Annotated in this window: 13 protein-coding genes, 1 rRNA gene and 1 pseudogene; 13 read left to right on the top strand and 2 right to left on the bottom strand. The window is 73.5% G+C overall.

The features are described 5' to 3' along the window. The 3 genes and pseudogenes from rrf to ACZ6K0_RS26135 form a co-directional block, all read left to right on the top strand. Positions 1-92 (top strand): 5S ribosomal RNA (gene rrf / locus ACZ6K0_RS26145); the annotation flags it as partial. 136 nt (positions 93-228) lie between these two features. Beyond that, a pseudogene (locus ACZ6K0_RS26140) lies at positions 229-1,383 on the top strand (hypothetical protein); the annotation flags it as partial. Between the two features lie 462 nt (positions 1,384-1,845). Then, the gene (locus tag ACZ6K0_RS26135) at positions 1,846-2,679 is read left to right on the top strand and encodes a tetratricopeptide repeat protein (protein ID WP_469234675.1); all 834 of its coding nucleotides are present in this window, start codon (positions 1,846-1,848) and stop codon (positions 2,677-2,679) included. A gap of 66 nt (positions 2,680-2,745) precedes the next feature. On the opposite strand, the gene ACZ6K0_RS26130 is transcribed toward ACZ6K0_RS26135, so the two are convergent. Continuing rightward, positions 2,746-4,041: a DUF1015 domain-containing protein gene (locus ACZ6K0_RS26130; RefSeq protein WP_469234374.1), complete on the bottom strand. Its 1,296-nt coding sequence runs from the start codon at positions 4,039-4,041 to the stop codon at positions 2,746-2,748. 83 nt (positions 4,042-4,124) lie between these two features. On the opposite strand from ACZ6K0_RS26130, the gene ACZ6K0_RS26125 reads away from it, so the two are divergent. From ACZ6K0_RS26125 to ACZ6K0_RS26110, 4 genes are all read left to right on the top strand, one after another. Then, a complete protein-coding gene (locus ACZ6K0_RS26125) occupies positions 4,125-5,195 on the top strand; it encodes an HAD hydrolase-like protein (RefSeq protein WP_469234376.1) in 1,071 nt (356 codons plus the stop codon). A 191-nt stretch (positions 5,196-5,386) separates the two neighbouring features. After that, complete coding sequence (locus tag ACZ6K0_RS26120; RefSeq protein ID WP_469234676.1) at positions 5,387-6,346, top strand: iron chelate uptake ABC transporter family permease subunit; 960 nt, start codon at positions 5,387-5,389, stop codon at positions 6,344-6,346. Next, the gene (locus tag ACZ6K0_RS26115; RefSeq protein WP_469234378.1) at positions 6,343-7,377 is read left to right on the top strand and encodes a FecCD family ABC transporter permease; all 1,035 of its coding nucleotides are present in this window, start codon (positions 6,343-6,345) and stop codon (positions 7,375-7,377) included. Before ACZ6K0_RS26120 ends, ACZ6K0_RS26115 begins: the two co-directional genes overlap by 4 nt. A 32-nt stretch (positions 7,378-7,409) precedes the next feature. Further along, a complete protein-coding gene (locus ACZ6K0_RS26110) occupies positions 7,410-8,264 on the top strand; it encodes an ABC transporter ATP-binding protein (protein WP_469234380.1) in 855 nt (284 codons plus the stop codon). A 23-nt stretch (positions 8,265-8,287) separates the two neighbouring features. On the opposite strand, the gene ACZ6K0_RS26105 is transcribed toward ACZ6K0_RS26110, so the two are convergent. Beyond that, a complete protein-coding gene (locus ACZ6K0_RS26105; protein ID WP_469234382.1) occupies positions 8,288-8,635 on the bottom strand; it encodes an SCP2 sterol-binding domain-containing protein in 348 nt (115 codons plus the stop codon). A gap of 42 nt (positions 8,636-8,677) precedes the next feature. Here ACZ6K0_RS26105 and ACZ6K0_RS26100 point away from each other — a divergent pair, with 42 nt between their 5' ends. From ACZ6K0_RS26100 to ACZ6K0_RS26075, 6 genes are all read left to right on the top strand, one after another. Next, on the top strand, positions 8,678-8,953 hold the full coding sequence (locus ACZ6K0_RS26100) for a hypothetical protein (protein WP_469234384.1): 276 nt from the start codon (positions 8,678-8,680) through the stop codon (positions 8,951-8,953). A 7-nt stretch (positions 8,954-8,960) separates the two neighbouring features. Next, on the top strand, positions 8,961-9,776 hold the full coding sequence (locus ACZ6K0_RS26095; protein WP_376407244.1) for a TlyA family RNA methyltransferase: 816 nt from the start codon (positions 8,961-8,963) through the stop codon (positions 9,774-9,776). Further along, the gene (locus ACZ6K0_RS26090; protein WP_024757739.1) at positions 9,773-10,696 is read left to right on the top strand and encodes an NAD kinase; all 924 of its coding nucleotides are present in this window, start codon (positions 9,773-9,775) and stop codon (positions 10,694-10,696) included. Before ACZ6K0_RS26095 ends, ACZ6K0_RS26090 begins: the two co-directional genes overlap by 4 nt. Positions 10,697-10,797: 101 nt before the next feature. Beyond that, positions 10,798-12,540 carry a DNA repair protein RecN gene (gene recN / locus ACZ6K0_RS26085; protein ID WP_469234387.1) on the top strand — a complete coding sequence of 581 codons (1,743 nt, stop codon included), beginning with the start codon at positions 10,798-10,800 and terminating at the stop codon, positions 12,538-12,540. Between the two features lie 142 nt (positions 12,541-12,682). Then, positions 12,683-13,426 (top strand): hypothetical protein, encoded by a 744-nt coding sequence (locus ACZ6K0_RS26080; protein WP_376407248.1) that lies wholly within the window; start codon positions 12,683-12,685, stop codon positions 13,424-13,426. Between the two features lie 108 nt (positions 13,427-13,534). Then, positions 13,535-14,698: a glycosyltransferase family 4 protein gene (locus ACZ6K0_RS26075; RefSeq protein WP_376407250.1), complete on the top strand. Its 1,164-nt coding sequence runs from the start codon at positions 13,535-13,537 to the stop codon at positions 14,696-14,698. Positions 14,699-14,940: the final 242 nt, after the last annotated feature.

The following is a 14,940-nucleotide window of genomic DNA, read 5'->3' as shown; positions in this document are numbered from 1 at the left end:
CGCCCGGTTACATTCCGAACCCGGAAGCTAAGCCTTTCAGCGCCGATGGTACTGCAGGGGGGACCCTGTGGGAGAGTAGGACGCCGCCGAACAATATTTCTGGACCCCTGGTCCCAGCGTTCACGCTGGACCAGGGGTCCTTTTGTTTTTCGCTTGATTTTCCCGATGCGCGGCTGAGTGCCGGCTGCGCGAGAATGACTGCAGTACCCGAAGACAGGAGTCACCCACATGTCCACCAACTCTCCCGACGGCCGTCCGGAGCGCGAGCCGCGTCGCAACGACGGCGGCGGTGGCGACCGGGGCGGCTTCCGCGGGCCGCGCCGTGACGACAACCGGGGCGGCGGCGGTGGCGGCTTCCGTCGCGACGACCGACCCTCCCACCAGCGCGATGACCGTCGTGGCGACCGCCGTGACGACAACCGTGGTGGCGGTACCGGTGGTGGCTTCCGTCGCGATGACCGTCGGGACGACAACCGTGGCGGTGGCTCCGGCGGCGGTTTCCGCCGTGATGACAGCCGTGGTGGTGGTTCCGGTGGTGGCTTCCGCCGTGATGACAGCCGTGGTGGTGGTTCCGGTGGCGGTTTCCGCCGTGACGATAACCGTGGTGGTGGTTCCGGTGGCGGTTTCCGTCGCGATGACAACCGCGGTGGTGGCACCGGTGGTGGGTTCCGCCGTGACGACAACCGTGGCGGTGGCACCGGTGGTGGGTTCCGTCGCGATGACAACCGCGGTGGTGGCACCGGTGGTGGGTTCCGCCGTGACGACAACCGCGGTGGTGGCTCTGGCGGTGGGTTCCGTCGCGATGACAGCCGTGGCGGTGGCACCGGTGGTGGCTTCCGTCGCGATGACAACCGTGGCGAGCGTCCTCCCTTCCGTCGTGACGACAGCCGTGGTGGCAGCACCGGTGGTGGGTTCCGTCGGGACGAGCGGCCTTCCTTCCAGCGTGACGACCGTCGCGATGACAACCGCGGTGGCGGTTCCGGTGGTGGCTTCCGTCGGGATGACAGCCGTGGCGAGCGTCCTCCCTTCCGCCGCGATGACAACCGTGGCGGCGGTACCGGCGGTGGCTTCCGTCGCGATGACAACCGTGGCGGCGGTACCGGCGGTGGCTTCCGTCGTGACGACAGCCGTGGTGGCGGTACCGGCGGTGGCTTCCGCCGTGACGACAGCCGTGGCGGCGGTTCCGGTGGTGGCTTCCGTCGCGATGACAACCGTGGCGAGCGTCCTCCCTTCCGTCGGGACGACAGCCGTGGTGGCAGCACCGGTGGTGGGTTCCGTCGGGACGAGCGGCCTTCCTTCCAGCGTGACGACCGCCGTGACGACAACCGCGGTGGCGGTACCGGTGGTGGGTTCCGTCGCGACGACCGTCGTGACGAGCGTCCCTCCTTCCGCCGCGACGACAACCGTGGCGGTGGCACCGGCGGTGGCTTCCGTCGCGATGACAACCGTGGCGAGCGTCCTCCCTTCCGTCGGGACGACCGTCGCGATGACAACCGCGGTGGCGGTTCCGGTGGTGGCTTCCGTCGGGACGACAACCGTGGCGAGCGGCCTTCCTACCAGCGTGACGACCGCCGGGACGACAACCGCGGTGGTGGCACCGGTGGTGGCTTCCGTCGGGACGACAACCGTGGCGAGCGGCCTGCCTTCCGTCGCGACGAGCGTCGGGACGAGCGGACTCCCTTCCGTCGTGACGACCGTCGGGACGACAGCCGTGGCGGCGGTTTCCGCCGCGACGACCGGGGTGACGGCGACCGCGGTGGGTTCCGCGGGCGCGACGACCGGGGTGGCTACGGGGCGCGTGACGACCGTGACCGGGACCGTGGCGACCGTGCGCCGATCAAGCGGCTGCCGATCCCGCCGGAGGTCACCGGTGACGAGATCGACCCGGACGTGCGCCAGGAGCTGATGAGCCTGCCCAAGGGTCTGGCCGAGGAGGTCGCCCGTAACCTCGTCATGGTCGCCCAGCTGATCGACGAGGAGCCGGACAAGGCGTACGAGTACTCCCGTATCGCCCTGCGGCTCGCGTCGCGTGTCGCGGCCGTGCGCGAGGCGGCCGGCTTCGCCGCGTACGCCACGCAGAAGTACTCCGAGGCGCTGGCCGAGTTCCGCGCCGCGCGTCGCATGAGCGGTGGCGTCGAGCTGTGGCCCGTCATGGCCGACTGCGAGCGCGGCATGGGCCGTCCCGAGCGTGCGCTGGCCATGGCCGGCGAGCCCGAGGTGCAGAAGCTGGACAAGGCCGGGCAGGTCGAGATGCGGCTCGTGGCCGCCGGCGCCCGTCGTGACATGGACCAGCTGGACGCCGCCATCGTGACGCTGCAGAGCCCCGAGCTCGCGTCCGGCGCCGTTCACCCGTGGACCGCGCGCCTGCGGTACGCCTACGCCGACGCGCTGCTCGCCGCCGGGCGTGAGAGCGAGGCGCGGGACTGGTTCGCCAAGGCGTTGGAGGCCGACAAGGACGGTGTCACTGACGCCTCCGACCGGCTTGCCGAGCTGGACGGCGTCGAGTTCGTGGACGCCTTCGACGACTCCGATGACGAGCTCGTCGAGGGTGCCGTCGACGATGTCGAGGATGACGTCGACGGTGACGTCGATGTCCGTGACGGCGACATCGACGACGAGATCGACGAGATCGACGAGATCGACGAGATGGATGAGGTCGACGGCGGCGACGCTCGTTGATCCGGTGGTGATGTGAGAAGGGCGGTACCCCTTGGGGTACCGCCCTTCTTCGTTTTCCCGGCCTTCTCAGTTCAGCGCGAGGCTTCTCAGGACCAGGCCGGTCGCGGGCTTCGGGCCGAACGAGGTCGACTTGCGGGGCATCGTCACGCCCTGCCGCGCGAGGTCCCGTACGACCTCTTCCCGTACTGGATGCATGAGCACCGCCGTACCGCCGCGGCGTTCCGCCTGGGCGACCGCGGCCTCCGTGTCGTGGATGTAGGCGATGTCCTCGGGCGCGTCCGGGATGTGCCAGACGTGCTCCAGGAGGGTGGAGTGCAGGACGGTCGCGTCCAGGGTGCGCCAGGCCTCGGGGCGGTCCGTGCGGATCGTGCGGTCGAGGAGGGCGGGGTCCGGGGAGTCGAGGAGATGGAACGCGCCGTCACCCGCGAGGAGGAACGCGTTGCCTTCGGCCGCGGCGGTCGCCAGGGCCTCCAGGGCCGTCGGCAGGGGGCACTCGATCCGGCGTACCCGGAAGGAGTCGCCGAGGGCCGCCAGGGCGTCGGAGACCGGCAGGCGGTTGAGGAGCCGGTGGATGGCGCGGACCCGCAGGGGATAGCGGGCGGTGTCGATGAGGAGGACCAGGCCGTAGTTCCAGGGGCCGGGAGCGGCGTGCTCCTCGCGCAGGCGCAGGTAGGTCGCCCAGCGGTGGTGGCCGTCGGCGATGAGGGCCTGGTGGCGGCGGAGGTCGGCGGCGACGGTCGCCTGTTCGGCGGGGTCGGTGACCGCCCAGAGGCGGTGGTGGAAGCCGTCCTCCGTGGTGGTGGAGAGCAGCGGCTCGCGGTGGACCGCGCGCTCGATGACGGCGTCGGCGCCGCCGTCCGCCTCTCCGACGTAGGTGAGGAGGAGGGGCTCCAGATTGGCGGCCGTCGTCCGCATCAGGGCGGCGCGGTCCTCGACCACGTGCGGCATGACGTCCTCGTGGGGGAGGACCACGCCCTCGTCCGGGGTGGAGAGCTCCAGGGCGCCGATGATGCCCCGCTGGAGGATGCCGTCGCCGTTCTGCTCGTACACGTAGAGCGCGGGCTCCGGGTCCGGGGCGAGGACGCCGTCGGCGAGCCAGCGGTCGAGGGTGACGGCGGCCTTGCGGTGGCGGGTGCCGGCGGTGATCGCCTGGGGGAGGATCAGCCGGACGATGTTGTGCGGGTCGGCCGATTCGAGATGGAGAAGTCCGTCAGGTCGTACGACGACGTCGTAGGGCGGAGACGTCACGGCGGCGAGGCTGCCGACCCGTTCGGGGACGTATCGGAGTCCGCGGAACGGGGCCAGACGCAGCCCAGCGGTGTCGTCGCGGACAGCGTCGGCCGCGTGACCTGAGGTGTTCATCTCGACATCGTATGTGTGCGCGGGCATGAGCGATGATCGGGGGAGCGGGGGAATTCCACCCGGCGAGGCGAGGAGAGTGTGCGGTGACGGTGCGGATCGGGCACGAGCGGCAGGGCGAGGGCGGCAGGACGCTTCCGGGGAGCAGCGCGGTGCCGTTGAGCGCGGCGTACGACACGGCTCTCCTCGACCTGGACGGTGTCGTCTACGCGGGCGGGGAGGCCATCCCGCACGCCGTCGAGGCGCTCGGGGTCGCGCGGGGCGGCGGCATGCACCTCGCGTACGTCACCAACAACGCGCTGCGGACGCCGGAGGAGGTCGCGACGCACCTCACCGAGCTGGGGGTGCCGGCGGTTGCCGGGGACGTGGTCACCTCGGCGCAGGCGGTCGCGCGGCTGATCGCCGACGAAGTGCCGCCGGGGTCGCGGGTGTTGGTCATCGGTGGCGAAGGGCTGCGGGTGGCGCTGCGCGAGCGGGGCCTCGTGCCGGTGGAGTCGGCGGACTTCGAGCCGGCGGCGGTCGTCCAGGGGTACGGAGGGCCGGACCTGCCGTGGGGGCGGTTCGCGGAGGCGGCGTACGCGGTGCAGCGGGGAGTGCCGTGGTACGCCTCGAACACCGACCTGACGATTCCGGGGGTGCGGGGGATCGGGCCCGGGAACGGGGCGGCGGTGGAGGTCGTACGGATCGCGGCGGGGGGTCGTGCGGAGCCGAAGGTCGCGGGGAAGCCGCTGCCGCCGATGCACCGGGAGACGGTGCTGCGGACGGGGGCCGAGCGGCCGCTGGTGGTGGGGGACCGGCTGGACACGGACATCGAGGGCGCGTTCAACGGCGGGGTGGACTCGCTGCTCGTCTTCACCGGGGTGACGGATGTGGCGCAGCTGCTCGTGGCGCCGCCGGAGCATCGGCCGACGTATGTGGCGGCGGATCTGCGGGGGCTGCTGGTCGGGCAGCCGGAGGTCGTCGCGGAGGGCGGGGGAGCCGTGGTGTGCGGGGGGTGGCGGGCGTCGGTGAGTGGGGGCGAGTTGGTGCTTGAGGTGGTTGAGGGGGCGGATGTGATGGACGGGGTGCGGGCGTTGTGCGGGGCCGCGTGGTCGGCCGCGGGGGACGGGGTGTGTGAGGCGGACGCGGGGAAGGCGTTGGCGTTGTTGGGGTGGTGAGGATTCCCCTCCCCGGCCCCCGGTGGGGCGTGTGGGGAGTGAGGTCGTCGACGCTCGGGCACGGGTAAGAAAATTGGGTAGGCTAACCTAACTCCGTGTTGGTTGAGAGTCCCTCCCGAGCGAGCGCGGAGCCGACGTCCACCGCCCAGCCTCCGAAGCGCCGCAACTCCGTGCGCGCCGTCGGGTTGGTGGTGGCCGTCGCGGTCCTGCTGCTGGTCTGTGTCCTGAGCATCATGATCGGCGCCAAGCCGGTGCCGCTCGGGGACGTGTGGCACGGCCTGTTCCGGAACAGCGGTGTCGGCAACGACGTCGTCATTCACGACGTACGCGTCCCCCGCACCCTCCTCGGGCTGCTCGTCGGGCTCGCGCTCGGGCTCTCCGGGGCCGTGATGCAGGGCCTGACCCGTAATCCGCTCGCCGAGCCCGGACTGCTCGGCGTGAACGCGGGGGCCGCGGCCGCCGTCGTCTCGGCCATCGCGTTCCTCGGGGTGTCCGACGTCAAGGACTACGTCTGGTTCGCCTTCGTGGGAGCCGCCGTCGTCGCCGTGGCCGTCTATCTGCTCGGCGGCAGCCGCAGCGCCACCCCCGTGCGCCTGGCGCTCGCCGGGACCGCCGCCACCGCCGCGCTCTACGGGTACGTCAACGCCGTCCAGTTGCTGAACTCCGCCGCCCTCGACCGGCTGCGGTTCTGGACCGTCGGGTCGCTGGCCTCCGCCGACATGGCGACCATCCGCCAGGTCGCCCCCTTCATCCTGGGGGGCGCCGTCCTCGCGCTGCTCATCGCGCGGCCCCTGAACGCCATGGAGATGGGCGACGACACCGCCCGGGCGCTCGGCGCGAACATCAACCGGACCCGGGTCGTCGCCATGGTCTCCGTCACCCTGATGTGCGGGGCCGCCACCGCGGCCTGCGGGCCCATCGTGTTCCTCGGGCTGATGGTCCCCTACATGGTGCGGGCGATCACCGGGCCCGACATGCGCTGGATCCTGCCGTACGCGGCCGTCCTCGCGCCGGTCCTGCTGCTCGGCTCCGACATCGTCGGGCGGCTCGTGGCCCGGCCCTCCGAACTCCAGGTCGGCATCGTGACCGCCCTCATCGGCGGGCCCGTCTTCATCCGACTCGTACGCCGCAAGAGGATGGCCCAGCTGTGACCACCAAGACCCTGCGGGCCGGCGGCGGGTTCTCCGTACGGTACGAGCCGCGGGCCGCGCTCTCCGTCCTCGGCCTGCTCGTGCTGACCGTCGCCGTCGCCGTCGTCCTCATCGGCACCGGGGACTTCCCCATGTCGCCCGGCGAGGTCGTCGACACGCTCCTCGGCAAGGGCACCGCCGTCCAGGAGTTCGCCGTCATGGACCTGCGGCTGCCGCGGGTCCTCGTCGCCGTCCTCGTCGGCGCCGCGCTCGCCGTCGGCGGAGCCGTCTTCCAGTCGGTGTCCCGCAACCCCCTCGGCAGCCCCGACGTCATCGGCTTCGGCCAGGGCGCCACCGTCGGCGCGCTCGCCGTCATCGTCCTCTTCCAGGGCAGCGCCGCCGCCGCGGCCGGCGGGGCCGTCGTCGGCGGGCTCGTCACCGGGGTGACGATCTACCTGCTGGCGTGGAAGAAGGGCGTGCACGGCTACCGGCTCGTCCTCGTCGGCATCGGCGCCGCCGCCATGCTCACCTCCGTCATCCACTACCTGATCACCAAGGCCAACCTGGCGGACGCCACCCGCGCCACCGTGTGGATGACCGGCTCCCTCGACGGGCGCGACTGGTCCCAGTTCTGGCCGCTGCTCGCCGTCTGCTGCGTCCTGCTGCCGCTCGTCCTCGGCCACGGCCGCGCCCTGCGCATGCTGGAGATGGGCGACGACGCCGCGTACGCCCTCGGGGTGAAGGTCGAGCGGACCCGGATCGTCCTCATGGCCTCCGCGGTGCTGCTCGTCGCCGTCGCCACCTCGGCCGCCGGGCCGATCGTCTTCGTGTCGCTGAGCGCGCCGCAGCTGGCCCGCCGGCTGACGCGGGCGCCCGGCCCCAACCTCGCCGCCTCCGCCCTCATGGGCTCGGCGCTGCTGCTCAGCGCCGACTGGATCGCCACCAACGCCTTCGGCGAGCGGCAGCTCCCGGTCGGCGTCGTCACCGGCATCCTCGGCGGCTGCTATCTGCTCTGGCTGCTCGTCACCGAACGCAAGGCGGGCCGGATATGACCACCGCGAACAAGGACAACAGGAGTACGGGTATGACCGGTCGGCAGAAGCAGCGTCTGAGCGCGGAATCGGTCACCCTCGCGTACGAGCAGCGGGTCATCGCCCGCGACCTGTCCGTCGAGATCCCCGACAACTCCTTCACCGTCATCGTCGGACCCAACGCCTGCGGCAAGTCGACCCTGCTGCGCGCCCTCTCCCGGATGCTGAAGCCCTCCGAGGGGCGGGTCCTGCTCGACGGGGCGTCGATCCACTCCCTGCCCGCCAAGAAGGTCGCCAAGACCCTCGGCCTGCTGCCCCAGTCCTCCATCGCCCCCGACGGCATCACCGTCGCCGACCTCGTCGCCCGCGGCCGGTACCCGCACCAGGGACTGCTGCGCCAGTGGTCGCCGGAGGACGAGCGGATCGTCCAGGAGTCGATGGCCTCGACCGGCGTCGCCGAACTGGCCGAACGGTACGTCGACGAGCTGTCCGGCGGGCAGCGGCAGCGCGTCTGGATCGCCATGGCGCTCGCCCAGCAGACGCCGCTGCTGCTCCTCGACGAGCCGACGACCTTCCTCGACATCCAGCACCAGATCGACGTCCTCGACCTCTGCGCCGAGCTGCACGAGACGCAGGGCCGCACGCTCGTCGCCGTCCTGCACGACCTCAACCACGCGGCCCGGTACGCGACCCACCTCATCGCCGTCCGCGACGGCGAGGTCGTCGCCGAGGGCCCACCGGCCGAGGTCGTCACGGCCGAGCTCGTCGAGCGGGTCTTCGGGCTGCGCTGCCAGATCATCGAGGACCCGGAGACCGGCACGCCGCTGGTCGTACCGGCCGGGCGCAAGGCCCGCACGAAGCAGCGGGCCGAGGGTGCGGCGGAGCGGGAGCCCGCGCTGCGGAAGTAGGGCCTGGGGCGGCGGAGTGCGGGCTACAGGAGTGCGCGCAGCTTCAGCAGGTCGCGGAAGCCGGCCTCCAGCCTGACCCGGCCGGAGGCCCAGGCCTTCGCGAAGTTCAGCTCGCCGCCCACCATCGCCACCAGGTCGTCACCGGTCATCGCGAGCCGGATCTGCGCCTTCGCCGGCGGCGGGCCCGGCACCGTGTCCACGACCTCGATCCGGCCGTCGGCGAGACGGCCCGTGAAGGTGGTGTCGAGATCCGTGACGTGGCAGCTCAGGGTGCGGTCGAGCGCGGTCGCACCCCGCACGTCGCCGTCGGCCCGCGAGAGATTGTCCGAAAGTCTGTCCAGTGCGCCACGGCACTCAGTGATCGTCGCCATCGCGGTCGACCGTACCCCAGGGCTTCGCGATAGCGTCGGGGGATGAGCGATACGACGACCGGGCCGGGCCCCTTCGAGGGCGATGCGACGGGGGCCGCGGAGGACCACGAGCCCGCCGCGCCCGCGCCGCTCGGCGTCGACCGGGAGCTCACCGGCCACGCCGCCGTCGACGCCCACCTGGCGCGTCTCGCCGAAGTGGACCACCTCCCGGCGGACGGACACCTGGAGGTGTACGAGGATGTACACCGTGGACTGCGCGCCGAGCTGACCTCGCTCGACGCACACCCCGCACCCCGTCCGCACGACAACAGGAGCTGAACCGAACGTGGCAGGAGTGGCACGCCGCCGTCTCGACGCCGAGCTGGTACGGCGCAAGCTCGCGCGCTCGCGCGAGCACGCCAGCCAGCTGATCGCCGCGGGCCGGGTGACCGTCGGCAAGACCGTCGCCACCAAGCCCGCCACCCAGGTCGAGACCGCCGCGGCCATCGTCGTCGTCCAGGACGACTCCGACCCCGACTACGTCTCGCGCGGCGGCCACAAGCTCGCCGGGGCCTTCGAGGCCTTCGTACCGCAGGGTCTGCTCGTCGAGGGCCGGCGCGCCCTGGACGCCGGGGCCTCCACCGGCGGCTTCACCGATGTGCTGCTGCGCACCGGCGCCGCCCATGTCGTCGCCGTCGACGTCGGCTACGGGCAGCTCGCCTGGTCGCTCCAGAGCGACGAGCGCGTCACCGTGAAGGACCGGACGAACGTACGCGAGTTGACGCTCGACGCGATCGACGGCGTCCCGGTCGACCTCGTCGTCGGCGACCTGTCCTTCATCCCGCTCGGCCTCGTCCTGCCCGCCCTGGTGGCGTGCACGGCACCCGACGCCGACCTCGTCCTGATGGTGAAGCCGCAGTTCGAGGTGGGCAAGGAGCGGCTCGGTACGGGCGGGGTCGTGCGGAGCACCGAACTCCGGGCCGACGCCGTGAAGAACGTGGCCCGGCGGGCCGCCGAGCTCGGACTCGGTGTCCTCGGCGTCACCGCCAGCCCGCTGCCCGGCCCCTCGGGAAACGTCGAGTACTTTCTGTGGCTGCGGGCAGGCGCACCCGCGCTCGATCCGGCGGACGTCGACCGCGCCGTGGCGGAGGGACCTCGTTGAGCTCAACGGCAGCAGCACCATCGGGAACATCACGCACCGTCTTCCTGCTCGCGCACACCGGCAGGCCCGCCGCCGTGCGCAGCGCCGAACTCGTCGTCCTGGGGCTGCTGCGCTGCGGCATCGGCGTCCGCGTCCTGGAGGCCGAGGCCTCCGACCTGCCGCTGCCGCCGTCCGTCGAGAAGGTGCCGGAGGCCTGCTCCGACGCCCTCGACGGCTGTGAACTCCTCGTCGTCCTCGGCGGGGACGGCACGCTCCTGCGCGGCGCCGAGTTCTCCCGGGCCTCCGGGGTGCCGATGCTCGGGGTCAACCTGGGCCGGGTCGGCTTCCTCGCGGAGGCCGAGCGGGACGACCTCGACAAGGTCGTCGACCGGGTCGTGACGAAGGCGTACGAGGTCGAGGAGCGCATGACGCTCGACGTCGTCGTGTACGAGAACGGCGACGTCCTGCACCGCGACTGGGCCCTCAACGAGGCGGCCGTCCAGAAGGTGTCGCCGGAGCGGATGCTGGAGGTCGTCCTCGCGATCGACGGCCGCCCGGTGACCGGCTTCGGCTGCGACGGGGTGATCTGCGCGACACCCACGGGCTCCACCGCGTACGCCTTCTCGGCGGGCGGACCGGTCGTCTGGCCGGAGGTCGAGGCGCTGCTGATGGTCCCCATCGGGGCGCACGCGCTGTTCGCGAAGCCGCTCATCACCACCCCCGAGTCGGTGCTCGCCGTCGAGGTCGAGCCGCACACCCCGCACGGCGTGCTGTGGTGCGACGGGCGGCGGACCGTGGAGCTTCCGGCGGGCGCGCGGGTCGAGGTGCGGCGGGGTGCCGTGCCCGTCCGGCTGGCCCGGCTGCACCACGCCTCCTTCACGGACCGGCTGGTCGCCAAGTTCGCCCTGCCGGTGTCCGGGTGGCGGGGCGCTCCGCACTGACGTGCGCCGTTCCCCCGTTCCCCTCATCGAGGCGCTCGAACGATCGGCGCGCCGGAGAGTTACGCCCGGGGCGATGTCGCATCGGACCAGGGAAACCTCGTATGGTCTGGGGCGTGCTGGAGGAGATGCGGATACGGTCGCTCGGGGTCATCGACGACGCGGTGGTCGAGCTGTCGCCCGGCTTCACCGCGGTGACCGGTGAGACCGGTGCGGGCAAGACCATGGTCGTGACCAGTCTGGGCTTGCTGCTCGGTGGACGGGCCGACCCGGCCCTGGTGCGGATCGGCGCGGCCTCGGCCGTCGTCGAAGGACGGATCAGCGTGCCCGCGGGCGGGTCCGCCGCCGTCCGCGCGGAGGAGGCGGGGGCGGAGCTCGACGAGGGCGTGCTCCTCGTCAGCCGCACCATCTCGGCCGAGGGGCGCTCGCGGGCCCACCTCGGCGGGCGCTCCGTGCCCGTCGGGCTGCTCGCCGAGCTCGCCGACGAGCTCGTCGCCGTCCACGGCCAGACCGATCAGCAGGGCCTCCTCAAGCCCGCCCGGCAGCGCGGCGCGCTCGACCGGTACGCGGGCGAGGCCGTCGCCGTCCCGCTCGCCGCCTACAGCGAGGCGTACAAGCGGCTCCGTGCCGTCACGGGCGAGCTGGAGGAGATCACCACCCGGGCCCGGGAACGGGCCCAGGAGGCCGATCTGCTGCGCTTCGGGCTCACCGAGATCGAGGCCGTCGCCCCGCGCGCCGGGGAGGACGTCGAGCTGGCCGCCGAGGCGGAGCGGCTCGGGCACGCCGAGGCACTCGCCTCCGCCGCCGCGCTCGCGCACGGCGCGCTGGCCGGCAATCCCGAGGATCCCGAGGCCGTCGACGCGACGACCCTCGTCGCGGGCGCGGGCCGGGCCCTGGAGGCCGTACGGTCCCACGACGCGGCGCTTGCCTCGCTCGCCGACCGGATGGGGGAGATCTCCATCCTGCTCGGCGACGTGGCCGGGGAGCTCGCCGGATACGCCGACGACCTGGACGCCGACCCGCTGCGGCTCGCCGCCGTCGAGGAGCGGCGCGCGGCCCTCACCCAGCTCACCCGGAAGTACGGCCAGGACATCGCCGCCGTCCTCGCCTGGGCGGAGGAGAGCGCGGCCCGGCTCGGCGAGCTGGACGGCGACGACGACCGCGTCGAGGAGCTGACCGCCGAGCGGGACCGGCTGCGCGACGAACTGTCCGTCCTCGCCCAGGGGCTCACCGACGCCCGCACGGAGACGGCCGACCGGTTCGCCGGGGCGGTCACCGCCGAGCTCGCCTCACTCGCCATGCCGCACGCCCGCGTGTCGTTCGCGATCAGCCAGACCGAGGACCCGGAAGGCGTCGAGGTCGGCGGCCGGCGGGTCGCGTACGGACCGTCCGGGGCCGACGAGGTCGAGCTGCTGCTCGCCCCGCACCCCGGCGCGCCGCCGCGGCCGATCGCCAAGGGCGCGTCCGGTGGTGAGCTGTCGCGGGTGATGCTCGCGGTGGAGGTCGTCTTCGCGGGGACCGACCCCGTGCCGACGTACCTCTTCGACGAGGTCGACGCGGGTGTCGGCGGCAAGGCGGCCGTGGAGATCGGGCGGCGGCTCGCCAAGCTCGCCAAGACCGCGCAGGTCGTGGTCGTCACCCACCTTCCGCAGGTCGCGGCCTTCGCCGACCGGCAGCTGCTCGTCGAGAAGACCAACGACGGCTCCGTGACCCGGTCCGGCGTCACCGTCCTGGAGGGCGAGGAGCGGGTGCGGGAGCTGTCCCGGATGCTCGCCGGCCAGGAGGACTCCGAGACGGCCAGGGCGCACGCAGAGGAACTGCTCGCTACGGCTCGGGCGGACGCGTGAGGGTCGCCTGGGGCGTGGGTCGGGGCGTGGCTTGGGGCGTGGCTTGGTGTGGGTGGGCGCGTGAGGCGTGACCTTGGGTGGGACCTGGGGCGGGTGGGCGCGTGAGGCGTGAGCTGGGGTGCGATCCGGGGTCGGTGGGCGCGTGAGGCGTGAGCTGGGGCGGGTCGGTACGTTCGCCGCTGCTTTCGGTGCGACCCGGCTCGCCTACGGGCAGCTGAGGCGGCGACCGCCGGGGAACCCGGGCAGCTGGGAGCGGGTCAACCACGCGGGCCGGCCCGTCACCCTCCACGCCGGTGCCGCCGCCGCGTTCGGCTCGGCGGTCGCTGCGGCGCCCCTCGCGCCGGGCGCCGCCCTGGCCGTCGCCGCCTCGGCCGTCTGCGGGCGGTACGACGACCTGCGCGGGGACCACCGGCGCGGCTTCCGGGCGCATCTGACGGCGCTTCGGGACGGCGAGGTGACCAGCGGGGCCGTCAAGCTCATCGGCATCGGCGCGGCCTCGCTCGTGGCCGGGGCGATGCTCAAGGAACGGCCCGTCGACAAGGTCCTGGCCGGGGTCGTCATCGCCGGCAGCGCCCACCTGGTGAACCTCGTGGACGTACGGCCGGGCCGGGCGGGCCTGACCGTGCTCGCCCTCGGCGCGCCCGGGCTGCTGCGCGGCTCGCTCGCCGCCGCCCCGATGGGGGCAGCGGCGGCGGTCCTCGGCGAGGACCTCGGGGAGCGCACGATGCTCGGCGACATGGGGGCGCACGCGCTCGGCGCGGCCGTCGGCGGCGCGATCGCCGCGGGGAACGGGCGGTTCGGGCTCGTCGCGCACGCGGTGGGTCTTGCGGCCGCCGCGGCGTGGGGGGAGCGCGGCGCCGCCTCGTGCGCTCACCCGGGTGGGTGAACCCTGGGGCGGGCCGGGACGGTGGACGCCCTCCGTACAAGGGAACGACGCCGTTTCGGTGCCGGAACGTGCGTACGGTCGGCGGCACGGGCTGGCATCCTTGGGCGCGTGACACAGCTCCGTACGGTCCAAGTGCTGGGCGGCGGCAGCGCGGGCAGCAGCTCCCACGTCCGATCACTCGCCTCGGGGCTGGTGGCGAGGGGCGTGCGGGTGACCGTGTGCGCCCCGGCAGAACTCGACCGTCTCTACGACTACCTCGGCGCGGGCGCGCACTTCGTGCCCCTGCCGCGCCTCGGCGACCCCGCGACCGTCACCGCGCTCCGTAACGCCTGCATCGGTGCGGACGTGGTCCACGCGCACGGGCTCCAGGCCTCCGTGCGGGCGGCGCTCGCGCTGTCGGTGCCGTGCGGTGGAGGGTCCTTCGGTGAGGGCTCGTCCGGTGGGGGCGCCTCCGGTGGGGGTGCCTTCGGTCGGGGGCCCTCCGGTGGGGGGCGCACGCCGCTCGTCACCACCTGGCACAGCCGGAACCACCTGGACGGGGCGCGGGGCGGGGTGCAGCGGCTCCTGGAGCGGCGGACCGTGCGGGCCGCGTCCGTCGTCCTCGGCACGTCGTCCGAACTCGTCGACCGGGCGCGGCGGCGCGGGGCGCGGGACGCCCGGCTCGCCCCCGTCACCGTGCCGGCCGCGCGAGGGCCCGTCTGCCTGCACGACGGCAAGGCCCGTGCCGAACTGGGCGCGGTCGACCGGCCGCTGCTGATGGCGGTCGGGGCGCTCGAACGGGGGCGGGGGTACGGGACCCTGCTCGACGCGGCACGGCTGTGGCGGGACCTCGACCCGCAGCCGCTGCTCGTCATCGCGGGCGAAGGGCGCGAACGGGCCGCGCTCCAGCGGCGGATCACCGCGGAGGGGCTCGCGGTGCGGCTGATCGGGCGGCGCGACGACGTCGCGGAGCTGCTGGCGGCGGCGGACGTCGCGGTCCTCCCGTCGCGCCGGGAGGCCCGCTCCCTGCTCGCGCAGGAGGCGCTGCGGCTCGGCGTGCCGCTGGTCGCGACGGCGGTCGGCGGGGTGCCGGAACTGGTCGGGGACGCGGCGGAGCTGGTGCCGTACGGGGACGCGGCGGCCCTCGCGGGGGCGGTGCGGGGGCTGTTGGAGGACGCCGAACGGCGGATGGACCTGGCGGCGGCGGGGCGGGTGCAGGCGGGGACGTGGCCGACGGAGGACGAGACGGTGGCGCACGTGCTGAGCGTGTACGACGAGTTGGCGGGGCGCTGACGCGGTGCCGGTTCGGGGCGGGGTTGTTTCCCCCACCCCGCCCCTTCCCGAAACTCTGACGAGACCGGGGGCTCCGCCCCCGAACCCCCCAGGCGGCAGCTTCGCGCCGCGGGGCGGGTGGCGGGGGCGCCGGCCCCTGGCCCGTGCGGCAGCTTCGCGCCGCTGGGCGAGACCCGGGGCCTCGCCCCCCCGCGGTGCCTTCCGGCAGCAGTCGAGACGCGAGACCTCGCCGCCCCGCGGTG

Source organism: Streptomyces sp. NPDC042346 (genome assembly GCF_055581845.1).
This window is presented reverse-complemented; position numbering and strand designations above follow the sequence as displayed.

Bases quoted from the DNA above. Each gene is read 5' to 3' on its own strand.
- ACZ6K0_RS26130 (WP_469234374.1), bottom strand. From the start codon at position 4,041: ATGAACACCTCAGGTCACGCGGCCGACGCTGTCCGCGACGACACCGCT.
- ACZ6K0_RS26110 (WP_469234380.1), top strand. From the start codon at position 7,410: ATGACCGGTCGGCAGAAGCAGCGTCTGAGCGCGGAATCGGTCACCCTC.
- ACZ6K0_RS26105 (WP_469234382.1), bottom strand. From the start codon at position 8,635: ATGGCGACGATCACTGAGTGCCGTGGCGCACTGGACAGACTTTCGGAC.
- ACZ6K0_RS26100 (WP_469234384.1), top strand. From the start codon at position 8,678: ATGAGCGATACGACGACCGGGCCGGGCCCCTTCGAGGGCGATGCGACG.
- recN (WP_469234387.1), top strand. From the start codon at position 10,798: ATGGTCTGGGGCGTGCTGGAGGAGATGCGGATACGGTCGCTCGGGGTC.